Source organism: Acidisarcina sp., from assembly GCA_035539175.1.
In the GTDB taxonomy this organism is placed as follows: domain Bacteria; phylum Acidobacteriota; class Terriglobia; order Terriglobales; family Acidobacteriaceae; genus JANXZS01.
In genome coordinates, this window is the sequence record DATLIY010000006.1 from 217011 (window position 1) to 238185 (window position 21175).

Annotated in this window: 17 protein-coding genes; 7 read left to right on the top strand and 10 right to left on the bottom strand. The window is 54.0% G+C overall.

Annotation, left to right across the window (positions count from 1 at the left end; genetic code table 11):
• Nucleotides 1-125: 125 nt before the first annotated feature.
• The gene (locus VM554_02605; GenBank protein HVJ07248.1) at nt 126-797 is read right to left on the bottom strand and encodes a GntR family transcriptional regulator; all 672 of its coding nucleotides are present in this window, start codon (nt 795-797) and stop codon (nt 126-128) included.
• 95 nt (nt 798-892) lie between these two features.
• On the opposite strand from VM554_02605, the gene VM554_02610 reads away from it, so the two are divergent.
• Nucleotides 893-1282: a DUF302 domain-containing protein gene (locus VM554_02610; GenBank protein ID HVJ07249.1), complete on the top strand. Its 390-nt coding sequence runs from the start codon at nt 893-895 to the stop codon at nt 1280-1282.
• A 219-nt stretch (nt 1283-1501) separates the two neighbouring features.
• Here VM554_02610 and VM554_02615 read toward each other — a convergent pair whose 3' ends face one another.
• The 6 genes from VM554_02615 to VM554_02640 are packed head-to-tail and all read right to left on the bottom strand — an operon-like array spanning nt 1502 to nt 9366.
• The gene (locus VM554_02615; protein ID HVJ07250.1) at nt 1502-1834 is read right to left on the bottom strand and encodes a hypothetical protein; all 333 of its coding nucleotides are present in this window, start codon (nt 1832-1834) and stop codon (nt 1502-1504) included.
• A gap of 49 nt (nt 1835-1883) precedes the next feature.
• Nucleotides 1884-2729, bottom strand: a complete 846-nt coding sequence (locus tag VM554_02620; protein HVJ07251.1) for a lytic transglycosylase domain-containing protein — start codon at nt 2727-2729, stop codon at nt 1884-1886.
• The gene (locus VM554_02625; protein HVJ07252.1) at nt 2722-6027 is read right to left on the bottom strand and encodes a CusA/CzcA family heavy metal efflux RND transporter; all 3306 of its coding nucleotides are present in this window, start codon (nt 6025-6027) and stop codon (nt 2722-2724) included. The genes VM554_02620 and VM554_02625 overlap by 8 nt, the downstream gene beginning before the upstream one ends.
• Nucleotides 6024-6518 carry a hypothetical protein gene (locus VM554_02630; GenBank protein ID HVJ07253.1) on the bottom strand — a complete coding sequence of 165 codons (495 nt, stop codon included), beginning with the start codon at nt 6516-6518 and terminating at the stop codon, nt 6024-6026. The genes VM554_02625 and VM554_02630 overlap by 4 nt, the downstream gene beginning before the upstream one ends.
• Before the next feature lie 13 nt (nt 6519-6531).
• Nucleotides 6532-7998 (bottom strand): efflux RND transporter periplasmic adaptor subunit, encoded by a 1467-nt coding sequence (locus VM554_02635; GenBank protein HVJ07254.1) that lies wholly within the window; start codon nt 7996-7998, stop codon nt 6532-6534.
• A gap of 6 nt (nt 7999-8004) precedes the next feature.
• Entirely contained in the window at nt 8005-9366 is a 1362-nt protein-coding gene (locus VM554_02640) for a TolC family protein (GenBank protein ID HVJ07255.1), read from the bottom strand.
• A gap of 258 nt (nt 9367-9624) precedes the next feature.
• On the opposite strand from VM554_02640, the gene VM554_02645 reads away from it, so the two are divergent.
• Nucleotides 9625-9765: a hypothetical protein gene (locus VM554_02645; GenBank protein HVJ07256.1), complete on the top strand. Its 141-nt coding sequence runs from the start codon at nt 9625-9627 to the stop codon at nt 9763-9765.
• Between the two features lie 226 nt (nt 9766-9991).
• On the opposite strand, the gene VM554_02650 is transcribed toward VM554_02645, so the two are convergent.
• The gene (locus VM554_02650; protein ID HVJ07257.1) at nt 9992-10660 is read right to left on the bottom strand and encodes a TetR/AcrR family transcriptional regulator; all 669 of its coding nucleotides are present in this window, start codon (nt 10658-10660) and stop codon (nt 9992-9994) included.
• Nucleotides 10661-11198: 538 nt separating this feature from the next.
• On the opposite strand from VM554_02650, the gene VM554_02655 reads away from it, so the two are divergent.
• The 3 genes from VM554_02655 to VM554_02665 all read left to right on the top strand — a co-directional run bounded on the left by VM554_02655 (nt 11199) and on the right by VM554_02665 (nt 16093).
• Nucleotides 11199-12392: a biotin/lipoyl-binding protein gene (locus VM554_02655; GenBank protein HVJ07258.1), complete on the top strand. Its 1194-nt coding sequence runs from the start codon at nt 11199-11201 to the stop codon at nt 12390-12392.
• Nucleotides 12393-12558: 166 nt separating this feature from the next.
• A complete protein-coding gene (locus VM554_02660) occupies nt 12559-14460 on the top strand; it encodes an FUSC family protein (protein HVJ07259.1) in 1902 nt (633 codons plus the stop codon).
• A gap of 205 nt (nt 14461-14665) precedes the next feature.
• Entirely contained in the window at nt 14666-16093 is a 1428-nt protein-coding gene (locus VM554_02665) for a DUF4382 domain-containing protein (GenBank protein ID HVJ07260.1), read from the top strand.
• Nucleotides 16094-16330: 237 nt separating this feature from the next.
• Here the strand turns inward: VM554_02665 and VM554_02670 are convergent, their stop codons facing one another.
• Complete coding sequence (locus VM554_02670) at nt 16331-17482, bottom strand: porin (GenBank protein ID HVJ07261.1); 1152 nt, start codon at nt 17480-17482, stop codon at nt 16331-16333.
• Nucleotides 17483-17942: 460 nt separating this feature from the next.
• Here VM554_02670 and VM554_02675 point away from each other — a divergent pair, with 460 nt between their 5' ends.
• Together VM554_02675 and VM554_02680 are read left to right on the top strand one after the other, a co-directional pair.
• Complete coding sequence (locus VM554_02675; GenBank protein HVJ07262.1) at nt 17943-19517, top strand: ammonium transporter; 1575 nt, start codon at nt 17943-17945, stop codon at nt 19515-19517.
• Between the two features lie 70 nt (nt 19518-19587).
• Nucleotides 19588-19926: a P-II family nitrogen regulator gene (locus VM554_02680; GenBank protein ID HVJ07263.1), complete on the top strand. Its 339-nt coding sequence runs from the start codon at nt 19588-19590 to the stop codon at nt 19924-19926.
• A gap of 83 nt (nt 19927-20009) precedes the next feature.
• On the opposite strand, the gene VM554_02685 is transcribed toward VM554_02680, so the two are convergent.
• A complete protein-coding gene (locus VM554_02685; protein ID HVJ07264.1) occupies nt 20010-20894 on the bottom strand; it encodes a LysR family transcriptional regulator in 885 nt (294 codons plus the stop codon).
• Between the last annotated feature and the right edge of the window lie 281 nt (nt 20895-21175).

Below are 21175 nucleotides of genomic sequence, written 5' to 3' on the forward strand. Positions count from 1 at the left end.
GGCAGTGGGTGGAGGACTCCACCCACTACCCTTTTTATGACTCTCTAGTGTCCTTAAAAAGTCGTGATGCCGGGCAGAGCGCTATCTGTTCTTTGAAGCAATGCAACGGCATCCGGAACGCGACTTCAATCAGCGATACTCGCAGGAATAAATAGATCGGGATCGAGATGATCCCGGATGCTCTTCGAAATCATCTTCGCGTCGTGCTTCCGGAGTGCATCCATCAATGGTTCGTGCGAAGCGGTGGCTAGCTTTTCATGTGCTGTGTGACGCTGCAGGCTGATGAAGGCATAGACAGAGACGCAAAGGCGATCCAGTGTCTTCTCCAGCAGCGGATTTCCCGAGGCCTTCCAAACGGCCTGGTGAAACTTGAGATCTGCTTTTGCCACAGCAAAATGATCGTTCGCTCGGGCGGTCTTTTCTATATCGGCAAGTCGTTCGACGAGCTCGGCTTCGATCTCTGGCGTCAACCTTTTTGAGGCCAGACGAAAGGCGAGATCTTCCAGGTGCGAGCGTACCTCCAGCAGTTGCACCATCTCTGCACGAGTCAGTTTCGTGACATGAGTCCCCTTGTCCGCAATCCGAACAACAAGACCTAGATTTTCAAGACGCAGCAGGGCCTCACGCACGGGAACCTGGCTTACATGAAGCTGTTTTGCGAGACGAGCTTCGCGGAGTGGTGTTCCCGGGGGGAGTTCTCCGGACCATATCGCGGTACGAAGCTTATTGAAAACCTCTGAGGACTTGCTAACATTCCGAATTGGAGAGAAGGCATGCATCGCAATAATTGATATCATATCGAACTCAAGAGCGGTTGACCAATAATCGATTATCTATCAGTATTTGACATTTACTTCCGGAACAGGGAATAACTTTCACGAGGAGACTCATAATGAAGGCGTTTGAGCATACCGTGACCACCGAGAAGTCGTTCGATGAGACAGTCGCTGCGATCGAGAAGAAATCGGCAGAAAAGGGTTTTGGTGTCCTGCATACGCACGATGTGGCAGCAACACTGCGGGAAAAAGGTTTTGTGCGCGAGCCTTTGAAGATTATCGAAATCTGTAATGCTAAGTTCGCGAGTCAGGTACTTGAGAAGGACATCAAGATTTCCGTGATGTTACCCTGCCCGATCAGCGTCTATGTACAAGAGGGAAAAACACGTATCAGCACGCTTCTTCCCAGTGCTATTTCGCAGTTTTATCCCAATGCGCACATTGAGGATCTGGCAAACCAGGTCGAGGCAATTGTTCTACAAATCATTGAAGAGGGCCGGGCGTAGCGCCAGCGCTTAGGACTTTCCATCTGGCACGTCCGCCGGCGTGGCCCGGTTGCGAGAGAGCGATAGAGCCTAAGTAGGGGCTATTGACGGAGCGAATCTCCTCCCATTGCTCCCACGTCACACTCCGCACCCGACCCGCGCCGGGAAGTTACAGCCGCGGTGGCCCTAATTGGATCAATCGGCCGCGGCGTTCTGTGTCCACCGATTCTAAAGACAAGGCTAGGATTTGCCGGCGGTGATTGATTTAACAAGGATCGTTGTCCCGTTTACCTGACCCTTGACCGTCGCTGTTTGTCCGGCGAATTTATCGAACGAGACATTTGTACCCTGAGCTTTGAGTGCATATACCTTGCCGTTGACTGCCAGGGCATATGTAGATCCATCCTTCACGCAGCGGCGCGTGCATTCGGCTGGGGTGACGTTCTGGATCATATGATGCATGCCGCACATAGAGTCAGTAACTACACCTTTTACCACGGTGTCGGATTGTGCAAATGCGGTCGCGGTCATAAGTGCGAGAGTGGACAGTAGCAACGATTTCGATAAGGGCATGGAACTTCCTCCTGTTTTGCTTGTGATTGTGGGTGCGGATTCATCTCAGCTAATTTCCAGAAGATGCAGCAGATGCAAACAATGTTTGACCGGCTCTCTTGTCTGGTGCCGAGAAGAAATTGCGAGATGATTTCTCGCGGGATAACAACAGCATCGTAGTAAAAACATTGGGAACATAATTCATCGTTTCAGCCGGCAGCAGGCGCAGGTATGCCAGGCGGTCGAAGTTCTGCGTACGGGCTCGTAGCATCGCCGCACTTATGTTGGCTTCCCCCGCGTTGTAAGCTGCCAATGCGAGTTTCCAGTCACCGAACCGCACATAAAGCTCATGCAAATACCGGGCAGCCGCACGAGTCGATCGCATCAGGTCGAGGCGCTGATCCTCTACCGCATCTACACGGAGGCCATAACGACGAGCCGTATCCGGCATTAACTGCCATAGTCCTCGCGCACCCTTGGCCGAAACGGCCATTGGGCGTCCGCCGCTTTCGATCAGGATCACGGCGGCTAATTCTGCTGGTACTCCTTCCTCTTGCAGAATGGGTTCTACAGCCGGTCGCAGCACGGCCAACCTCGCCAGTGCTGCAAACGCTCTGCCTCGACCTTCAGGCATGCTTGTCTCTTGGCTATCCATCGAAAGAACTGCCTTCTCCTTTTCAACAGGTGTATGGAGAAAAACGGCACCTGTATCCTGCCCGCCGGAGACAAGCCACGCATCCGCCGTGCTCGCCAAAGATTCGCCAATGCCGGCGAATTGCCGATCGGCATCCGAACCGGCGGAAAGCGGCGTGACGGAGATCTGGCTTTGCGCTAAACCAGGCGCAGCTAACAGAGCAAGCGTCAGTGGGATATATAGTCTGCAAACCATCGCTAGTTCATGTTGCGATCTATACATGATTTCCCTCCGTCACTAAGTTCGATTCATTCTTCAAGGCGGGCTTCACTTCAGCATTCCACTTCCAGATTGCAAAGATTGGCGGGTAAACCACAAGCTCCATCAGGAAGGAAGTAAGGATGCCACCGAGCATTGGCGCGGCGATGCGCTTCATAACATCGGCACCCGAGCCGTTCGACCACATAATAGGAAGCAGCCCAAACAGCATGCAGGATACAGTCATCACCTTGGGGCGCAGGCGCTTGACCGCGCCATGAACGATTGCCTCCCTTAGCTGATCCCAGGAATGGATGCCACCCTTCTGCAATGCTTCATGGTAGGCAAGGTCCAGATACAAAAGCATGAAGACAGCGGTCTCTGCATCGACGCCCAGCAGCGCTATGAGCCCTACCCAAACGGCAATGCTCATGTTGTAATGCAGCAGATAGAGCAGCCACACTGCACCTATCGCAGAAAACGGTACGGCCAGTAGAATGATGCATGTTTTGATTGCCGAGCCGGTATTGAAGTACAGCAGAAGGAACACGATAAAGAGCGTGATAGGTACGACCAGCTTCAGACGCTGCGCAACCTCCTGCATAAACTCATATTGGCCGCTCCATTCGAGCTCATAGCCGGCTGGGACCTTGACTCGCTCGGCAACCGCCTTCTTTGCATCGCGAACATAACTCCCAATGTCGCGTCCGGAGACATCCACGTAGACATAGCCACTCAGCCGGCCATTCTCGTCTCGAATCATGCCGGGGCCAGTCTTCATGCGAATATTCGCGATCTCACCCATGGGGATCTGTACCCCGGAAGGCGTTGTCACAAGGACCCTCTGGAGCGCCGAAATATCGCTGCGATAATCACGCAGGTAGCGAACATTCACCGAATAGCGTTCGCGGCCCTCAATCGTCGTTGAGACTTGGTCGCCTCCAACCGCGGACATCAAAACATTCTCCGCATCGTCGATGGTCAGGCCATAGCGAGCCAACTCCTCGCGCTTGAGATCAAAGTCCAGGAAGTATCCTCCACTCGTCCTCTCCGCGAATACACTGGTTGTGCCTGGCACATCTTTTAGCGCCGTTTCTATCTGCTCGCCTAGCTGTTGAATCTGGTTTAGATCGGATCCAAGCACCTTGATGCCGAGCGGCGTGCGGATTCCCGTGGTGAGCATGTCGGTTCGCGCCTTGATCGGCATAGTCCACGCATTCGAGACCCCTGGTATCTGCAGAGCCTCATTCAATCCGCCCGGCCCATAGATGAGATCCTGTGTAGAAAGATGGTCTGGCCAGAATCTTCGCAGAATGGATTGAACTCTGGGTGGTGCGGCCTTTGAGTACCAGCGATCTACCTTTGGCCACTGATCCTGCGGCTTGAGCACGATTGTTGTTTCCATCATCGAATAGGGCGCAGGGTCGGTCGAACTCTCTGCGCGACCTGTCTTACCGAAGACGCGCTCTACTTCTGGAAATCCGCGGATGATCCTGTCCTGTGTCTGCAGCAGCTGACTGGATTCTGCAACTGAGATGCCGGGCAAGGTTGACGGCATGTACATAACCGTACCTTCGTCCATCGAAGGCATAAACTCCGACCCCAGCTTGAAGTACACCGGTACGGTTAGCGCCATCGCTGCCAATGCAACGCCAATTGTCAGCCACTTGTGATCCAGAACAAACTCCACGACAGGGTGGTAGACCTTCATCATTGGACGACTAATTGGATGGTCGTCCTCGCTATGAATTGTTCCGACGACAAGCGCATTCACAATTCTCGCGAGCCAGCGAGGACGGAATTTGTAATTGTCCATGTTTGAAAACAACACTCGCATCGCCGCCGGGGCCAGCGTGATGGAGAGTAATGCTGCGATTGCCATGGAGAAGTTCTTGGTAAATGCCAGCGGCTTGAAGAGGCGCCCCTCCTGTCCCTCCAGGCTGAAGATGGGAAGGAAGCCGACAGCAATCACCAGCAGGGCGAAGAAGCTTGGACCACCAACCTCCTTGACCGCCGCAATCACTACCGAGTGAGGCGGTCCAACCCGGCCTTCTGCTTCCCAGTGCTCCAGCTTCTTGTGCGTCTGTTCTACTACCACCACGGTTGCGTCCACCAGCGCCCCAATTGCCACGGCAATGCCGCCAAGGGACATGATGTTGGCTGTCATCCCCATCATCTGCATCGGAATAAATGCAAGAATGACGGTTGCTGGAATGATGATGATAGGAACAATCGCGCTGCGTATGTGCCACAGAAAGATCAGGATCACAATGCTGACGATCACGAGTTCTTCCAGCAGCGTGTGTTTTAGATTATCGACTGCGCGGTCGATAAGCTCGGAGCGGTCATAGGTCGTAATCAGCTTGACGCCGGGAGGTAAGGTCGGCTCCAACTCGTGAAGTTTTGCCTTCGTACGGTCAATGACCTTCTGGGCATTCTCTCCGTAGCGCATGATCACAACGCCGCCGACGGCTTCTCCCTTTCCATCCAGATCTGCCGCGCCGCGTCGCATGTCCGGACCAAAGGTCACGGTGGCCACATCACGGACGAGCACCGGAGTGCCGGTCTGTGCATTGTTCATGATTACGGTTTTGCCGATGTCGTCCAGAGAGCGAATGTATCCGCGACCGCGAACCATATATTCACGCCCAGTGAATTCGACGACCCTGCCACCCACATCATTGTTCGACTTCTGGATTGCATCGCTGACTGCATTGATGGGTATCTTGTAAGCAAGCAGCTTGTTGGGATCGACGTTGACTTGATACTGCCGCACGAAGCCGCCAACCGGGGCCACCTCGGCAACACCGGGTACTGTCTGCAGCGCATAGCGCAAGTACCAGTCCTGGTAGGAACGCAGTTGCTCGATACTATAGGTTCCTGTCGTATCCACCAGCGCGTATTGATATACCCAGCCAACCGATGTCACATCCTTCGCCAGTTCAACGCTTACGCCCTTTGGCAGTTTTGGAGTGATGGAGTTCAGATACTCAAGCGTGCGGGAGCGTGCCCAGTAGATGTCCGTGCCTTCGTCAAAGATGATGTAAATGTAGGAGTAACCAAAGTCCGAAAAGGCGCGAATATCTTTTACCTTGGGTAGTCCAAGTAAGGCCGAAGTAATCGGGTATGAGACCTGGTCCTCCATAATGTCGGGGCTACGGTCCCACTTGGCATAAACGATAACCTGCGTGTCCGAGAGATCGGGTATGGCATCCAGCTTCGTGTTCGTCAGGGAGCGCCAGCCCAGAAGAATCGCGACCGCGACAAAGAGGAAAATCAAGTACCTGTTCTTGTCGCTGAAATCGATGATCTTGTTAATCATTGGAAGTGTGCCTCACTCATCAGTTGCGCGTATGAAATCACGACACCTCCGTTTTGCAAGGTGAAGGCTTCAGCGTTCTGCCTGTCGGCAAAGGCAAAGGTTCCAGGGGAGCATCGATCAAATGCCAACTCCTGACTCCCCTTCATCTCATCCATTCGCATGGCATCGTGGTCGCAGGCCATCGCGTGGCTCCCCTCTACAAACCACGCGTTTGCGGGCGCGATCATGCGACCGGAACTGTAGTCGTGCACGGAAACCAGACGAACAGCCTTGTGCTGCTGATTTGCCTCCGAAATCGCACAGCGTACACAACAGACTTGCGCGGTCTTTCCTGCAATCTCCGCTGTGACAGTCAAATTGGCGTGAAGCGGTCGATTACAGTAGCCGCAGGCGACGGGTGCAGGATGACCCACGAACCGGTACCAGCCAAAGGCTGCTGCGATAGACGCGACGAGAAGAAATCCAGCGAGAGCAATGCGCGAGACGTTCATAGCAATCCGCCTTTTAGTGCTTCATTCCACTCATCGAACTCTTTAACCTGCTCTCGGAGTCGATAAGAAAATTGCCCGATGTTACGACTGTTTCCCCAGCCTGTAGACCGGATAGTATGGCGACGTTTCCGTCCAGAATGGGTCCAAGCGTCACTTTGCGAGGCTCGAAGAGTCCACCTGGATGCACCACAAACACAGTCTGCTCAGTGCCCGAATCGAGGACTGCCTCTTGCGGAACCAGTATCTTCGTCCCGTAATTCACTTGCAGTTGGGCATCCGCGAACATCTGGGGCTTCAGCGCAAATCCAGGATTGCGAAGTTCCATGCGAACCTTTACCGTTCGAGTCTGCGGATCTACGGTTGGATATATATAGGTGATCGTTCCCGTGTAAGTCTTCCCTGGGAAATAACTCAAACTAAGCGTCATCTTCTGGCCAAGGTGCACGTACGGAACCTCGTATTCATAGATCGAGGCTTCAGCCCATACCGTGGATAGATCGGAGACAGTATAGAGTTCTGTGTCCGGCGTAACCGATGTTTGGGGGAATACCTTGCGATCCGTAACAAAGCCAGTGACCGGAGAGTAGAAGGTAAGAGTTCTGTTGACCTTTCCTGTTTTATCCAGTTGCCGAATCTGGTCATCGGATATGTCCCATAACTTCAGGCGTTCGCGGGTGGAGCGCAACAATGATTTGGCTCCATCTGCCACATCCGCGAAGGGCGCGCTCCCCAGCGTGGTCTCTCCTCGCTTTGCAATCAGATATTCTTCCTGAGTTGATACCAGGTCGGGACTGTAGATGGTGAAGAGTGGCTGGCCCTTCTTTACGAGTTGTCCCACAAAATCAACGAACACCTGATCGATATAGCCAGACACCTTAACATGGATACGCGCAATCTTCGTTTCATCGGCAACGATCTGTGCCGTAGTGTGTATGTCGCGCATGAGCGGCTTGCGTTCGACTAGAGTGGTTCTCACCCCGGCGAGTATCTGCTTGTCGTCGGATATCTTCACGGTGCCCATTGGCATCTGGGAGAGGCTCTCCTCATCGGCATATTTCGGCACAAGGGTCATACCGCAATCAGGAGCTATTCCTGGCTTATCTGCCCTGTATTTCGGATGCATAGGGTCATACCAATAAAGGACTTTGCGTGCTTCCGTAGTAGTCTCTTTGCTGGACATTGTGGGTGCATTGCCGCCGTCAGAGGGGATCACGGTGTTTCCCTGGCTGGTCGGCGATGATGGTTGCTCGTCATAGAACGGTACGAGATCCATGCCGTCTGGAGCCTTCCCCGGACGATCATAGTGATGTTGCGGGTTCATCGCGTCGTACCAGTAGAGAACCTTCTTCGCATCATGCGCGCCCGCAGGTGCGGAAGTGTCTCCACCTACACGCCGGAACCAATGATGAGTTGAGGCAAGATACAACAATCCCAGCGTCAGCAGAAGAAAAACACCGCTGATCCATTTCTTTGTTTGCATGCGCATCTAGTTGTCTCCTTTCGCTGATTCATGGTCGGAGACTGGCAGCGCAGGTTTTGCAGAATCGGTTACCTCCGAGCCTGTCAGAACTTCGATACGCGCCAGAGAAGTGTGATAGTCAGCAAGTTGCCGGTAGTAGTCCGTCTCATAACTCCACAAGGTTGTGAAGTTAGCAAGCAGCGAGAGGAAATCGATGTTTCCTACTTGATAGGAGGCCATGGAAGACTCCAAGGCCAGCGACGATTGTGGAACTATCGCCTTGGTGTAGAGACTTAACAGTTGCTCCGATGCCTTAGCCTGAAGATACTGCTGCTTTAGCTCAAAGCGAATCTCGTTCAGGCGACTGTCCCTCCCCTTTTCGGCACTTAGCAGATCCTCGCTTGCTTCCGCCACACCCTGCCGTTGCTTCGACTTGTAGAAGATGGGAAGATTTACGCTGACAGTGATGCCATGCATGTCCATCATGGCGGGGCGCTGCTGATACATGTAGCCCACACCGAAGTCTGGCCGGTATTCCTTTTGTGCCAGAGCAACTCCCAGGCGGTTCTTCTCGACAAGCTTTTGATTGCGGAGAGCGGCGGTGTCATTCGCCGCGGCCAGAGCATACAGCTCATCCAGCGAGTAGCGGAGACTTGCAGGTTCCACATCGGCGGTGGGTGGTAAGGGCGATTCCGGAGCACGAAGCAGAAACGTATTGATCCTTGCCTGTGCTGTGGCGCGCTGTTGTTCAAGGACGGTCAGCTTCTGCAACAGCAGCGAGATTTCCACCTGGGACCTCAGCACATCCTGCTGCATTGCCTTTCCAACTCGATATCGTGCTTCGGATATTTTCGAGAGCTTTTCCAAAAGCTCCTTGTTCCGAGTGGTGGTCTGGATTGCCTTGTCAAAGTAGAAGTAGTCGTAATATGCAGCCTTCACGTCCGCGGTTACTTTTCGACGCACGGCTTCATAGTCAGCGTGCGCGGCCTCCGCGTCTTTGCTTGCCATCTCTCCGCGCAACTTCAGCTTGCCTGGATAGGGAAATTGCTCGGATACCGCAAGCGAACGATAACTCGACGGGTCGCCTTGCTGCACGCTAAACGGCGTGATGTTGCCCATCCACCCCACGGAAGCCATCGGGTCTGGCAGCGTCTTTGCCTGTGGTACGCGCCGCTCCAGAGCGCCGACAGCATGCAGAGCGCTCTGCACTTCCGGACTCTTCTCCAGTGTCTCGCGGACAAGATCATCTAAGAGCAGGACCTCGTGCGTCGGTTCCGGGCTGGTCGTTGTTGTTCGTGCCGCTGTTACGGAACCGGGTCCGGAATCCTCCGCCAGCATGGTCGCACTTGGCGGTAGCAAAAGCACCGCCATGAGCCATATCGCTCTCATTGGAATTACTCCCCTGAAGGGTCTGAAATAGAAGCTGCCATAGGCCTGTTAGGGCCTGAGTCATCTCAATCAGAAGAGGAGAATCAGATCAGGAAGGTGCAGAGGACGGATTGCGAGTTCGTGCGCAAGTATCGGTCGGGTAACCGGTGATCTTCCGCGACATAAGGAGGCAGGGTAACTGAGGAACTCGTGGTCGCATGGTGTACTAGAACTGCGTCCTGGATTCGATCCTGAGTTGATGCCTGTAAGGATACGGGGATGGTTGGCGCGGCTGTGCAGCAGGATCGGCTGGTGTCGGCTGATCCAATCTCAGCAGTAGCACAGGTCTTTGTCATTCTCGCCATCATGGGGCATGCTGCTCCGCAATGCATGGGAGACGGCGCCATTCCGAGGCACTGAACTGCCGCGAATCCAGGGAGCGCCCCCAGAGAGAGCAGCAGAACCACTGCAACGAGTTTGGCGAGATGCCTCATGACGTTACAAGTGTAGCCTATTCTCGTCGAAGCAGCTGGTTCTGTGATGAACGTCACTTGACGTCATGGAGAAGAGTTTCTTCCTGGCCAATATAATCTGTGAGGAGCACTGGGTCCGTCGTGAGCTCGCCTTAGACAGTCGATTCTTCCTGCTAAGCTGAAACACTCTTTTCATATGCTTCCTTGTTCGGGCACTTATCTGTAAGCAGCATGTCGAAGACGCATTCCAGTTCGCGGAGGGCCGATTCCTTGGTTATACCGTACACGTGAGGATGCGTAATCAACAGCACCGACATTCCGTGCAGACAGGCCAGAATCTGATGCAGTCGCTCTTCAACCACTGAGAGCGGCGTGCCGGGCGGAAGTGTTAACTGCATATTTTTTCGAAAATAGTCGAGTGCTGGATTTGCCACCTTGATGCGCAACTCCCGTCCCTGTGCGCTCCGTGCCTGGGTTAAAAAGGCAAGCCTGTAGTGATGGGGATTTTTTACGGACAACTTGATAAACCGGCGCATCGCCTGTCGCAATCGCTCCCGGGGATCCTCAAGCCGCTCCTTGTCAAGCTGTAGAGTGAATTGCTGGTACAGATTGACGCAGAGTTGTTGCAGCAGGGCATCTTTATCCGGGAAATGCCGGTACATCGCCATCTGTGAGCATCCTACCTCGTCGGCGATTCGACGGATCGATACATTCTCGTATCCACCTTCGTCGAGCAGCCGGCCCGCAGCCTCCAGAACCTTCCGCCGTAGTTCTGCCCCGGCCTTGAATTTTTGCGGCTCCAGTTTCGTATGTTTTCTTGGGTTCTTCATCGTGTAGGCCATGCTATAGTTGCCCGGAAAGCGGCTCTTGTTTCGTCCGGTATCCCGCGAATGATACCTGTCTTTTGATTAACGTATACAGCGTAAACATAATATACAATGTAACAAAACTGTGCATGCCTCCCATGGAATCTCATTTCGACAAAACGAAACTCACGCAGTGCTGCCTGGCGCATATTCCCTCTTGCTCCAACGTATCTGGGGAGCTTGATCGCGCCTCGTGTATGGAGCGTCCATGGTGCCGGTAAGAAAGAGATCTGTGCTTCGGAACAAGAGATATCTGCCACTCGCCGGTGTCGTATCGATTTGTTGCAGCGGGTGCTCACGAGCGCCTTCGGTGGATGTTCTGGGATCCTTCCTCCCCTCATGGATGCTCTGCATTTCCCTGGGCGTAGCCGCAGCCGGACTTGTCCGTTGGCTGCTTGTCCACTACAGGCTGGAGAAGAGAGTCTCTTTTCTGGTTCTTTTCTATCCGAGCCTAGTGGTTGTGGTCGCATGCATGGTGTGGCTGGCGTTCTTTCGCTGAGCAAGAGGTGAATGTTTGGAACGGTCAAGTGACACTGTAGTTTCCAAGGGTGCCGGCATCTCCGTGGGCATGGCTGCATTTGCAGTGGTGCTCGCGCTGGTCGTTCTCTGGCAGATGAATCGCAATCCACGTACGGATGACGCCAGCGTCCGGGCAAATTATGTACAGTTCGCGCCAGAAGTAAGCGGACGAGTCATATCCCTCGCGGTGAAAGACAATTCCTTTGTAAAGCAGGGCAGCGTATTATTCGCGATCGATTCTCGCTCGTATGAATACGCGCTGCAGCAGGCGCTCTCCGATCAGGAACTGCTGGAGAAACAGATTGTGGATGAGCGGCGGAAGATCGCTGCTCAGTCCAGCACGGTAGAAGCCGCCCGCGCCAGGTTGAGCGCGTCTCAAACGCAAACCCACACGGTAGCCAGTGGTGTGCAGGCAGCCAGTGCGGCAGTGCAACGCGCTCAGGCTGCCTTGAACTCAGCAGATGCTCAAAAGAAACTGGCGATCAGCGATCTCAACCGCATTGAGCCCTTGCTGGAAAAACAATATGTCACCGCCGAACAGGTAGATACAGCCCGAACCAGGGCGCGAATCGCCGAACATGCCTACGTGGAGGCACAGGCATCGCTTCAGGAGGCGATCGCTCAGCAGAGAAGAGCACAGTCCCTTCAGGAGGAGTCGCACATTGCAGTTGCGGGCTCGGAGGCGCGCCTGCATGAGAGCATCCATTCCGTGGATACGCTGGATAGCCTGTTGGCTCAGCGAACCGCGCGTGCTGCAAGAGTCGCAGCGGCAAGGCTGGATCTAGAGCGCTGCACGGTCATTGCTCCATTCGACGGCTACGTCACCAACCTCAACATCTCCGAAGGGGAATATGCAAAGCCTGGTGTGCCGATCTTTACCCTCATCGATCAGCGCAATTGGTATGTCATCGCCAATTACCGCGAATCCGATCTGAAAGCAATCTGGCCTGGCAAGCACGTGGATCTCTACCTGATGAGCAATCCTTCTCGACGGTTTGATGGTGTGGTGGAAAGCGTCGGCTATGGCGTCTCACCGGACGACAGCGGCTTGAGCAATGGACTTCCGCAGATAGAACACTCGTTGAACTGGGTTCACCTGGCTGCTCGCTTTCCCGTTCGCATTCGCGTTCAGAATCCTGATCCGCGTGTCTTCCGCATCGGTGAAACGGCAATAAGCGTCGTGAGATAAGCCTTTGTCCTCGTCGAGCACAGGATCGCTTTCATGGCTTGAGCTGTTCCGGCAGGAGCTTGAGCCGAGCCATGGACGTATGGCCGGCTCCCTAAGAACCGCTCTTGCGGCTTCGATCGCAGCGCTCCTCATGCTGACGCTTCGAACGCCAGTCATGGGTCTGGGGATGTATCTCATCTTCCTCATCTCCTATGACACCCCTTACCTGACCTTTACGCGTTATTTGGGAATGCTGGCATGTCAATGCAGCGGGGTCGCTGCTGCGTTCCTGCTGATTGCCGCAACTAACAACGATCCCCTAGCGAGAGTCCTGGGAGTCGCATTTTTTAGCTTCATCGCGGCATTTATTCGCCGCACGTCCATCCGTTATTTTCCGGTCACTGACTTCGCGGTCTTTGGGATCGGATGTCTCGCTTACTTTGAGTACGGCACGCCAGCAGAGCGGGCCGTTCATCTATCCATGTGGCCTATCGCTACGGGGTTCCTTGCTGTAGGCTCCAAGCTTGCAGTCGAGTACACATTCACCCGGCGCGATCCTGTATACGCACTCCGTCGCGAGATCGAAGCTCGCCTCCTTGCTTTGGAGCAGATGTTTTCCTCCTATGCTTCGATGGAACAGGATCCGATACAACTCAAGGCCCAGATATCTCAAGTCAAGCGCTTCGCCTTCGCGGGGCAAGCGAAGATGCAAGGCTTATTGCAAGAGGTCAAAGGGCGGCACATGGAGAAGGACATCTTCCCCCATGTCGATATCTCAGCGCTGATTCCAATGTTGGCTCGAGTGCTGGATCAGGCTGCGGCCTTTGCCGTTCATAACGCCTTCTTGCCGTCCTCAGCGAACCGAGAACAACTGGATCGCATCCGGCAATGCCTTGCTGACATTCGAGAGGGAAAGTGGCAGCAGGCTCGTCAGTCTCTGGAATTATCAACGCAGTTACCAACCAGAGACCTGGATTTACTGGAAGCAGGACTGGAGGCTCTGACGGCCAGCTTTTCTGAAGAGGCTTCCGAACCTGACGAAGTGCTTCAGCCCGAAACGCCCAATGAGCCGAAACAAACAGCCTGGTTGCTGCCCGATGCTTTCACCAACCTCGAGTACACAAGCTTTGCTACCAAGATTATGCTGTGTGCCGTCATCTGCCATGTCATCTACAACGCCATCGCATGGCAGGGCATTTCGACCGCTGTCATTACGGTGCTGGTTGCAGGACTGACCTCCGCGGGAGCATTTAATCAGAAGCTGATCTTTCGTTTTCTCGGTTCTGCTATTGGTGGAGTTGTCTTCGGCCTCGGATGTATCATCTTCCTCTTTCCTTACGTAGACACTGCGACCCCTTTCCTGATCGTTGTTGCCGCGGTGTCTTTCCTTGCTGCCTGGATCTCTCGCAGTCCCCACTTGAGTTATATAGGGATGCAGATGGCATTTTCCTTTTACTTCGTCGTGTTTGAGAACTTTGCTCCTACCTCTACATTGACGGGAGGCCGCGATAGACTCGCAGGCATTCTGTTGGCACTCTTTGTAATGTGGCTTATCTTCCGGCCGGAAAAGAGCATCCACCAGATGCGACAGACATTCGCCAAACTGCTGGCTCTGCAGGCCGATTACCTGCGGGTCGTCACCTCCCACCAATTGCCTGCTGCCACACGGCGGGTCAGGGGAGTAGAAATGAGAGATGAGATGGAGCGCACCGTCATTTCCGCTCGCGCTCTGGCCGAACTCATCACCTACGAATTTGGCCAGAACAGGGAACAGGACATTCAGATCAGCGAAAAAATACAACGCGCAATCTCTAGTTCTGGAAATCTCCTTCTTAGCATTATTCACTGGCACGAAAGCGGAATCCCTCTAACGGATGCGAGTCTGGAGCAGTCCCAAATAGCGCTGGAGAATGGACTGAGATCTCTATCCGCCCTCGTGGGGCAAAATCAGCTGCCCGCCGCCAAGCCGGGGGAAGGAGCGGAATTGCTGCCCCGCCACGCCCCTCAAGCAATGCCGCCCTCCATCGAGAAATCCTTCGACCTCTATCGAGAACTTGACCTGCAATGCCGTAGCATCGTTTTGCCATAGCGGCATCCATTTGAGCACTTGTCCGTGTTCGATATCGATACACTGTTAGTCCCAATTTGGTACATAGCATCCGAGATAATCTCTCATCCACCAATAGGGGATGGTAATTATCTATAAAGTTTTGCTAGTGTCGGGGTTGGGTACCGTGTTGTATGCATCTAAGTTATTGGTGTACAACACTATTCTCCCCCTGAGGCTAATACAAATGAAAGAGCGATTGTTGCTTCTCCTGGGTGTATCGGCATTTGCGACTCTGCTTACCACGACAGCCATTGTCGGCTGTTCTGGAGGCAGTTCCACGCCAACTACCGCCACAACTTCCGGGACGGTCAGTGTCCACCTCATAGACCCGCCTACCTGTGCGACACCAAACGGAAATTTCAGCCATGTCTGGATTACCGTAACCCGCGTTCAGGCAAACATTTCTACCAGTGCCGGGCCCAACGATTCCGGCTGGGTCGATCTTGTCGATCTTCGCAGCGCGCCCAAGCAACTTGATCTGTTCAACCTCGCCTCCACCTCCTGCGTGCTCAACCAGCTTGGTTCCACCACTGGTCTGCCCCCGGGCAAATACCAGCAGATTCGCTTCTACCTGCTGGATAACAGCCCCTCCGGAAACACTGCCGTGCCCTCCAGCAACCAGTGCTCCACCGCAGGCGCCTATAACTGCGTCGTTCTGGCGGATAACTCGGTTAAGCCCCTGGCTCTCAGCAGCGAGGCAAAGACTGGCATCAAGATTCCGCCGGGATCTCTGGCCGGTGGTGGCATAACCATCGCCGCGGGTCAGGCTGCGGACATCACCATCGACTTCAGTGCCTGCGAATCCATTATTCTGGAAGGCAACGGCACCTACCGCCTCAAGCCGACTTTGCGTGCCGGCGAGGTGGCTCTGCAACAGAACTCAATCGGTGGCCGTGTGGTCGATTCCGTCACCAAGAAACCTGTTGCCAACGCCCTTGTCGCGCTCGAGCAGCCGGATCCGGTCACGGGTGTGGACCGCATCGTGCGTTCCGCGCTCAGCGCCAGCGACGGCACCTTCTTCTTCTGCCCGCTGCCCGCTGGTCCGTATGACATCGTAGTCAACGGATCTACCACCAACGCAGCCTACATCACCACCCTCACCACCAATGTTTCTCTGGGAACCGCTGTCGGCGATATTCCCATTACGCCGCAGCCGGGCAGCTCCACAGCCAGCCTGCCTGGAACCATTAATGGATTGGTGACCACCGCTGGTGGCAATGGCTCAGACATCGTGCTCTCAGCCTTGCAGGCTGGCAGTTCCACGCTGCAGTTCACCGTGCCTCTCCTCCCTGGCTCCAGCTCCATCATTACAACTGGCGCCAGCTCTACCTGCCCCACCGGCACGAATTGTGCGAATTACTCCCTGGTGGTGCCAGCCAGCAATCCTGTCGTCGGTACCTACAGCTCTACCGGAACCGCTTATGCGGCTCCAGCTACGGGTACGGTCAACTACTCGGTCGATGCCTTGGCCTTCCTGGCTGATGGTTCCGATACTCCCAACTGCTCGCCTTCCGAGATCGTCACCAAGCAGGACATCGCCAATGTCACACTGGCGGTCCTTCCCGGTGCGCCGATCGTAGCGAAGACGACTTCCTTCACGGGATGCCAATAACAATAGACAGAGCTACATGTCTCCAAACCACGCCCGGCTGGAAACAGCCGGGCGTTTTTCTTGCAGTGGCATCTTGCCGGGCCGACATGCCAGCCCGATAGAAGCACTTCCAGCCGTCTGCAAATCTGCAAACAAGGATCGCCCTGGACCACAAAAAAGCGGGAAGGGACTCTTCCCGCTCCATGCTTAATTCCCATCCCGTCGTAACAGGTCTCTGTTCGATGTACCGTCCTGGATTTACCGCTTGGGTCCAAAGAATCCGATAAACCCAATGGAGACCGTGTTCTGGTTTTGATCGGCAGCGGGCGTAGGCCCACGCATAAAGACGTTGTGGTCGGAGTGGTCACGACGATACTCCAGTCGCGTGAGCAAGCCCTCCACCCATTTGTATTCCCCGGTGAGCGTGAATTCATTGAGGCTTTGGGTCGTTGCCGTCGAGAAGCCCTGCGGATCGTTGAAGTACTCTGCGCGCTGTGCGAGTGCAAAGTGGGATGTCAACTGCTCGTGAGCGGCTCCGGCGAATCCCTGATAATGCGACAGGGATCGGTCGAGATTCCTCTCCTGTGCATAGTCATAATTCAGGTAGAAATTCACCTTGCTGTTAGGCGTCATCAGTAGCGTCGTGTCGATCAGGTTTCTCCAACCCTTGTTTGTATTGGGCTTCTCCGGACCGGTGTAGTAGTTAACATTCCATGTGAACTTAGGCTTTGTAAGTGCCCCGGTGAATCCCAGGGTCTTACCGCTGTTGTTATCTTCGACGTTGTTCCAGCCATTCACCAATTGAAAGCCTCCGGTGATCGTCTTGGTGACTGGTATCGAAGTGCGCAGCCCAAAGTGGTAGTAAGGAATTGCATAGGCAAAGAGAATGGAGCGAGAGTAGTTCCAGTTATCTTTTGTCTCGATCACTTCTGCACCCGCCGACGTTACAAATTCTCCGAAGTCAGCCTCAAATCCCTTGGCCTTGGGCGGCTTGAGGCTGATGTATGCCTGTTCAATATTGCGGAAGATCGAGGAGCTTTGCTCGGTAGCATGCACCGTCTCGAAGGCTCTTCCAAATCCAATATCGAGCCGAAAGCCAATCGGATCGGGATCGTGAGAGAGCGTTACCTTTGCGAGATTCAAACTGAACTGGTTGGCCTTCTCGTCGAAGTTACGATATTGATTGAACTCATCTGCAGGATGATTTGCATTGAACTCGTAGTACCCATCGACGAATCCGCTAAAATCGATCCCGCCAATACTCCAGGTCGGGCCTGCCGCTGGTGTCGCTGCCGGAGCCGGAGCAGGTGCCTGGGTATCTGGCGCGGCAGTCGTCGATTGACAGAGCGCGGAGTACGTTGTGATAGAAAGCATGGTCAGAAATAAGGTGCAGGCACTGAAGCACGTCATACTGTGAAACCTCCCCAAAAGTTCTAAGTTTCCTGGGACCTATTGACTTATTTCCATCAACGCTCCGTTATCTATAAAAAGTCGAAATAGATTTCGAGTTATAGAGCGTACATCGTATGTATCACGGTCCTTTCTGACTCCAGCAATCCAAATCATCGAATCGAGCAAACTTATAGAAGGCATTAAAGAATGTAATTCAGAATGCCTGCCTGTCTTCTCCCTGGCATGCAATGTGGGCCTCGTTGCAAATGAACTCTTATACCCCCTATAAAAAATCCTGCTACCGCCGATCAGGGGTTGAATGGCGTGAACTGAACGTATAACGTGCAGCTACCAACGAATCTTCAACAGCACTCGCATACCGCAGGGCGTGCTGTATACAGAGCAATCCGGTCGAAAGATAAAAGGCAGACCGGAACATCGAAGGCGAAGTGATCCTCAAATTACAAGGAGCTAAAGAATGTCTCCAATGTTGAAGCAGAGGCCAAACCTCTCGTACTCTCAAAAACTTTCCAGGCTGGCCACTCGGATGAAAGATCCGGAATGGCGCCACTATGGAAGGACATTGCTCCTCGGCAAGGCGTTGGGTGTTGCATCTGTCTTGCTGGTAATCGGCGCGATGTCCTCTGTCTTTTTTACTAAGGTGTATGCCGCTGAGATTGAGGTAAAAGCTGCTGATATCGTCAATCCGGTGAACACAATGTGGACGCTGATCGCTGCCTTCCTCGTCTTCGGAATGCAGGTCGGCTTCACTATGCTTGAAGCTGGCTTTTGCCGTTCACGGGAAACCGTGAATGTGTTGATGGAGTGCATTGTTGATACCTGTCTATGCGGAATCCTGTTCTACGCCATCGGATTCGCCTTCATGTTCAGCCATGGCAATGGGTTCATCGGCTACCACTGGTTCTTTCTACAAGGTGCGCCCGCAACCTATGAGAGCACCGGCGTGGCGTTTCTCGCCTTCTGGATATTTCAGTTCGCTTTTGCGGATACCTGCTCCACCATCACCTCTGGAGCAATGATCGGACGCACCGGCTTCATTGGTGATCTGCTCTATAGTCTTGCAGTGTCGGGTTTCATTTATCCGATCATTGGGCACTGGGCCTGGGGGCCGGATGGCTTTCTCGCACTCATGGGGAGTGATGGACACTTTCTACCGTCGCTAGGTACGGGCTTCCACGACTTTGCAGGCTCAACTGTAGTTCATACGATTGGCGGCTTCATTGCTCTGGCAGGCTCCATTGTGCTGGGTCCGCGAATCGGTCGTACCTTTAAGCGGGATGGCGGTGGCCCCATGCTTCCGCATGATCTCACCATTGCGGCATCAGGCGGCCTTCTTCTGTGGTTTGGGTGGTATGGGTTTAATCCCGGAAGCACGCTCTCAGCGATGGACTTCGCAGGTATTGGCCGTGTCGCGGCGAACACGACTCTGGCCGCATGCGCAGCCGGCTTGACGGCGATGCTCTATGCCTACATGCTCAGCAGGAAATGGGATGTTAGCTTTACTGTCAATGGTTTTCTGGCGGGCCTGGTAGCTATCACCTGCCCATGCTATTGGGTAAGTCCAACTGGATCGATCATCCTTGGCGGAATCGCCGGAGTGATCGTCGTGCTTGGAGTGGAGTTACTCGAGTGGCTGCGCATCGATGATCCAATCGGCGCCGTTCCTGTCCATGGTTTATGCGGCATCTGGGGAACGCTTTCACTCGGCTTCTTCGCAACTGGTCAGTTTGGGGCCAGCGGACCTGTAAGTCCTGATAACTCCGCTGTTGTCAAAGGCCTGTTCTATGGCGGCGGACTTCAGGTTCTGAAGGCCCAATTCATCGGCAGTTTCATCATTACGACTGCTACATTTCTGGTAGCTCTTGCCGTGATGTACCTGGTGCACATGACCGGAACTCTTCGCGTCTCGGAAGAGGGCGAACTCTACGGTCTGGATCTGCACGAACACGGAATCTCTGCCTACCCCGAGTATGTGATTACGGCGTTGGCAACTCCTCAAGGACTCTCACAATCGCACGCAGTGGAGAGGTAAGCATGGCCCTGCGCGCTGGAGTTATCGATCGGTTCCAAGGAAAGTCAATCTATAGCAAAGTGAGGGTTCCATGACCAAAGTAGAAGCCATCATACGGCCGAACCGATTCGATTCGGTCAAGGAAGCTCTGAAGGAACTTGGGGTTGAAGGGATGACTGTGTCAGAGGTTCGCGGGCACGGACGGCAAAAAGGCCATACGGAAACCTATCGCGGAAGAGAGTATGACGTCGATCTGCTTCCTAAGATTCGCGTAGAACTCGTTGTCACGGATGAACTCGTGGAACCTACAATTCAGGCGATCATCAAGTCCGCGTCTACAGGAAAGATCGGAGACGGGAAGATCTTTCTCTACAAGGCAGAAGAGGCTATTCGCATTCGGAACCAGGAACGCGGTGTCGCCGCGTTGTAACTGCTCGGCAGGATGAAATTCGTAGAACAGACAACGCCGCGTCCCAAAGGACGCGGCGTTGTCTGTTTCTTCTTCTTTCTTACTTAGTCGTCCAGTTGTCCCTTTGCTATATCCAAAAATACCTGAGCCGCTCGAGTTAGATCCTTGCCCTTACGATAGATAAGTGCAAGGTCTCGTGATAAGCGCACATCATCCACAGGAACAATCTTTAACAGGCCAGCTTCCGCGTCGGACAGTACATTCGCGCGAGGCAGGAATCCAGTCCCCAGACCTGCCTCAACCAGTCGCTTGACTAACTCGCTGGACTCTACTTCCAGTGCAAGCTTAGGTTGAAGATCCTGCATGCGGAACAAGTTATCGAGTAGTTCGCGCTGGCGTCCCTGCTTCATCAGCACCAGAGGGTGCTGGGCTACTTCCTTAAGAGAGATACGCGCATGGAAAGTCAGAGGATGGTTGGCAGGCACAACAAATGCCAACTCATCTTTATGAATCGGCTCCACAGTCAGGCGAGGATCCTTGACGGGAAGCGCCACGACGCCGAAGTCAACTTCACGGTTCAGCACGGCTTCCAGCGTTCGCGAGCGCTCCGCACGCACGATGCTTAACCCCACCCGCAGGAACTGCTTGCGGAACTGTGCGAAAACGGCAGGCAGCACATACAGGCAGGTCGCCTCATTTGCGCTGATGGAAATTGCCCCGCGCGGCGAACGATGTAACTCGGCCACAATCCCCAGGATGTGACTCTGGCAGTTCAGACAATGCTCCGCAAAGGGCTCAAAGACCCTGCCCGCCGCGGTAAACGTGACCTTGCCGCCGTCGCGATCAAACAGCCGTGCGCCAACCTCCTTCTCCAGGGAACGTATTTGTGCAGAGATCGCAGGTTGGGTAACAAGGAGCCTCTCCGCCGCCCGGGAAAAACTCTTCTGCCGGGCAACTTCAAGGAAAGTCTTTAGCTGTTCGAAATCCATCAAGCCCTCTATCTGGAGCCCTTTGTTGTTCGTGGAGAACAATCTCGCGGCCAGCAATCCTTACGCGAGGAATGGCCCTATAAAAGTTGTTTATATCACGACCAAACACTACGGGAGATTGGAGATGGCTCCCCCGCCCCGGCCTAAAGCAAAACGCCCTGACCGCACGGTCAGGGCGTTTTGCTGTTGTGTAAGGCAGGTTTTCTAGAAGCGGTTCCAGAGGTACTGGTTGTAGACGGCGTGGTGGTAGATAACCTCGGGCATCTTGACGAAGGTGCCGA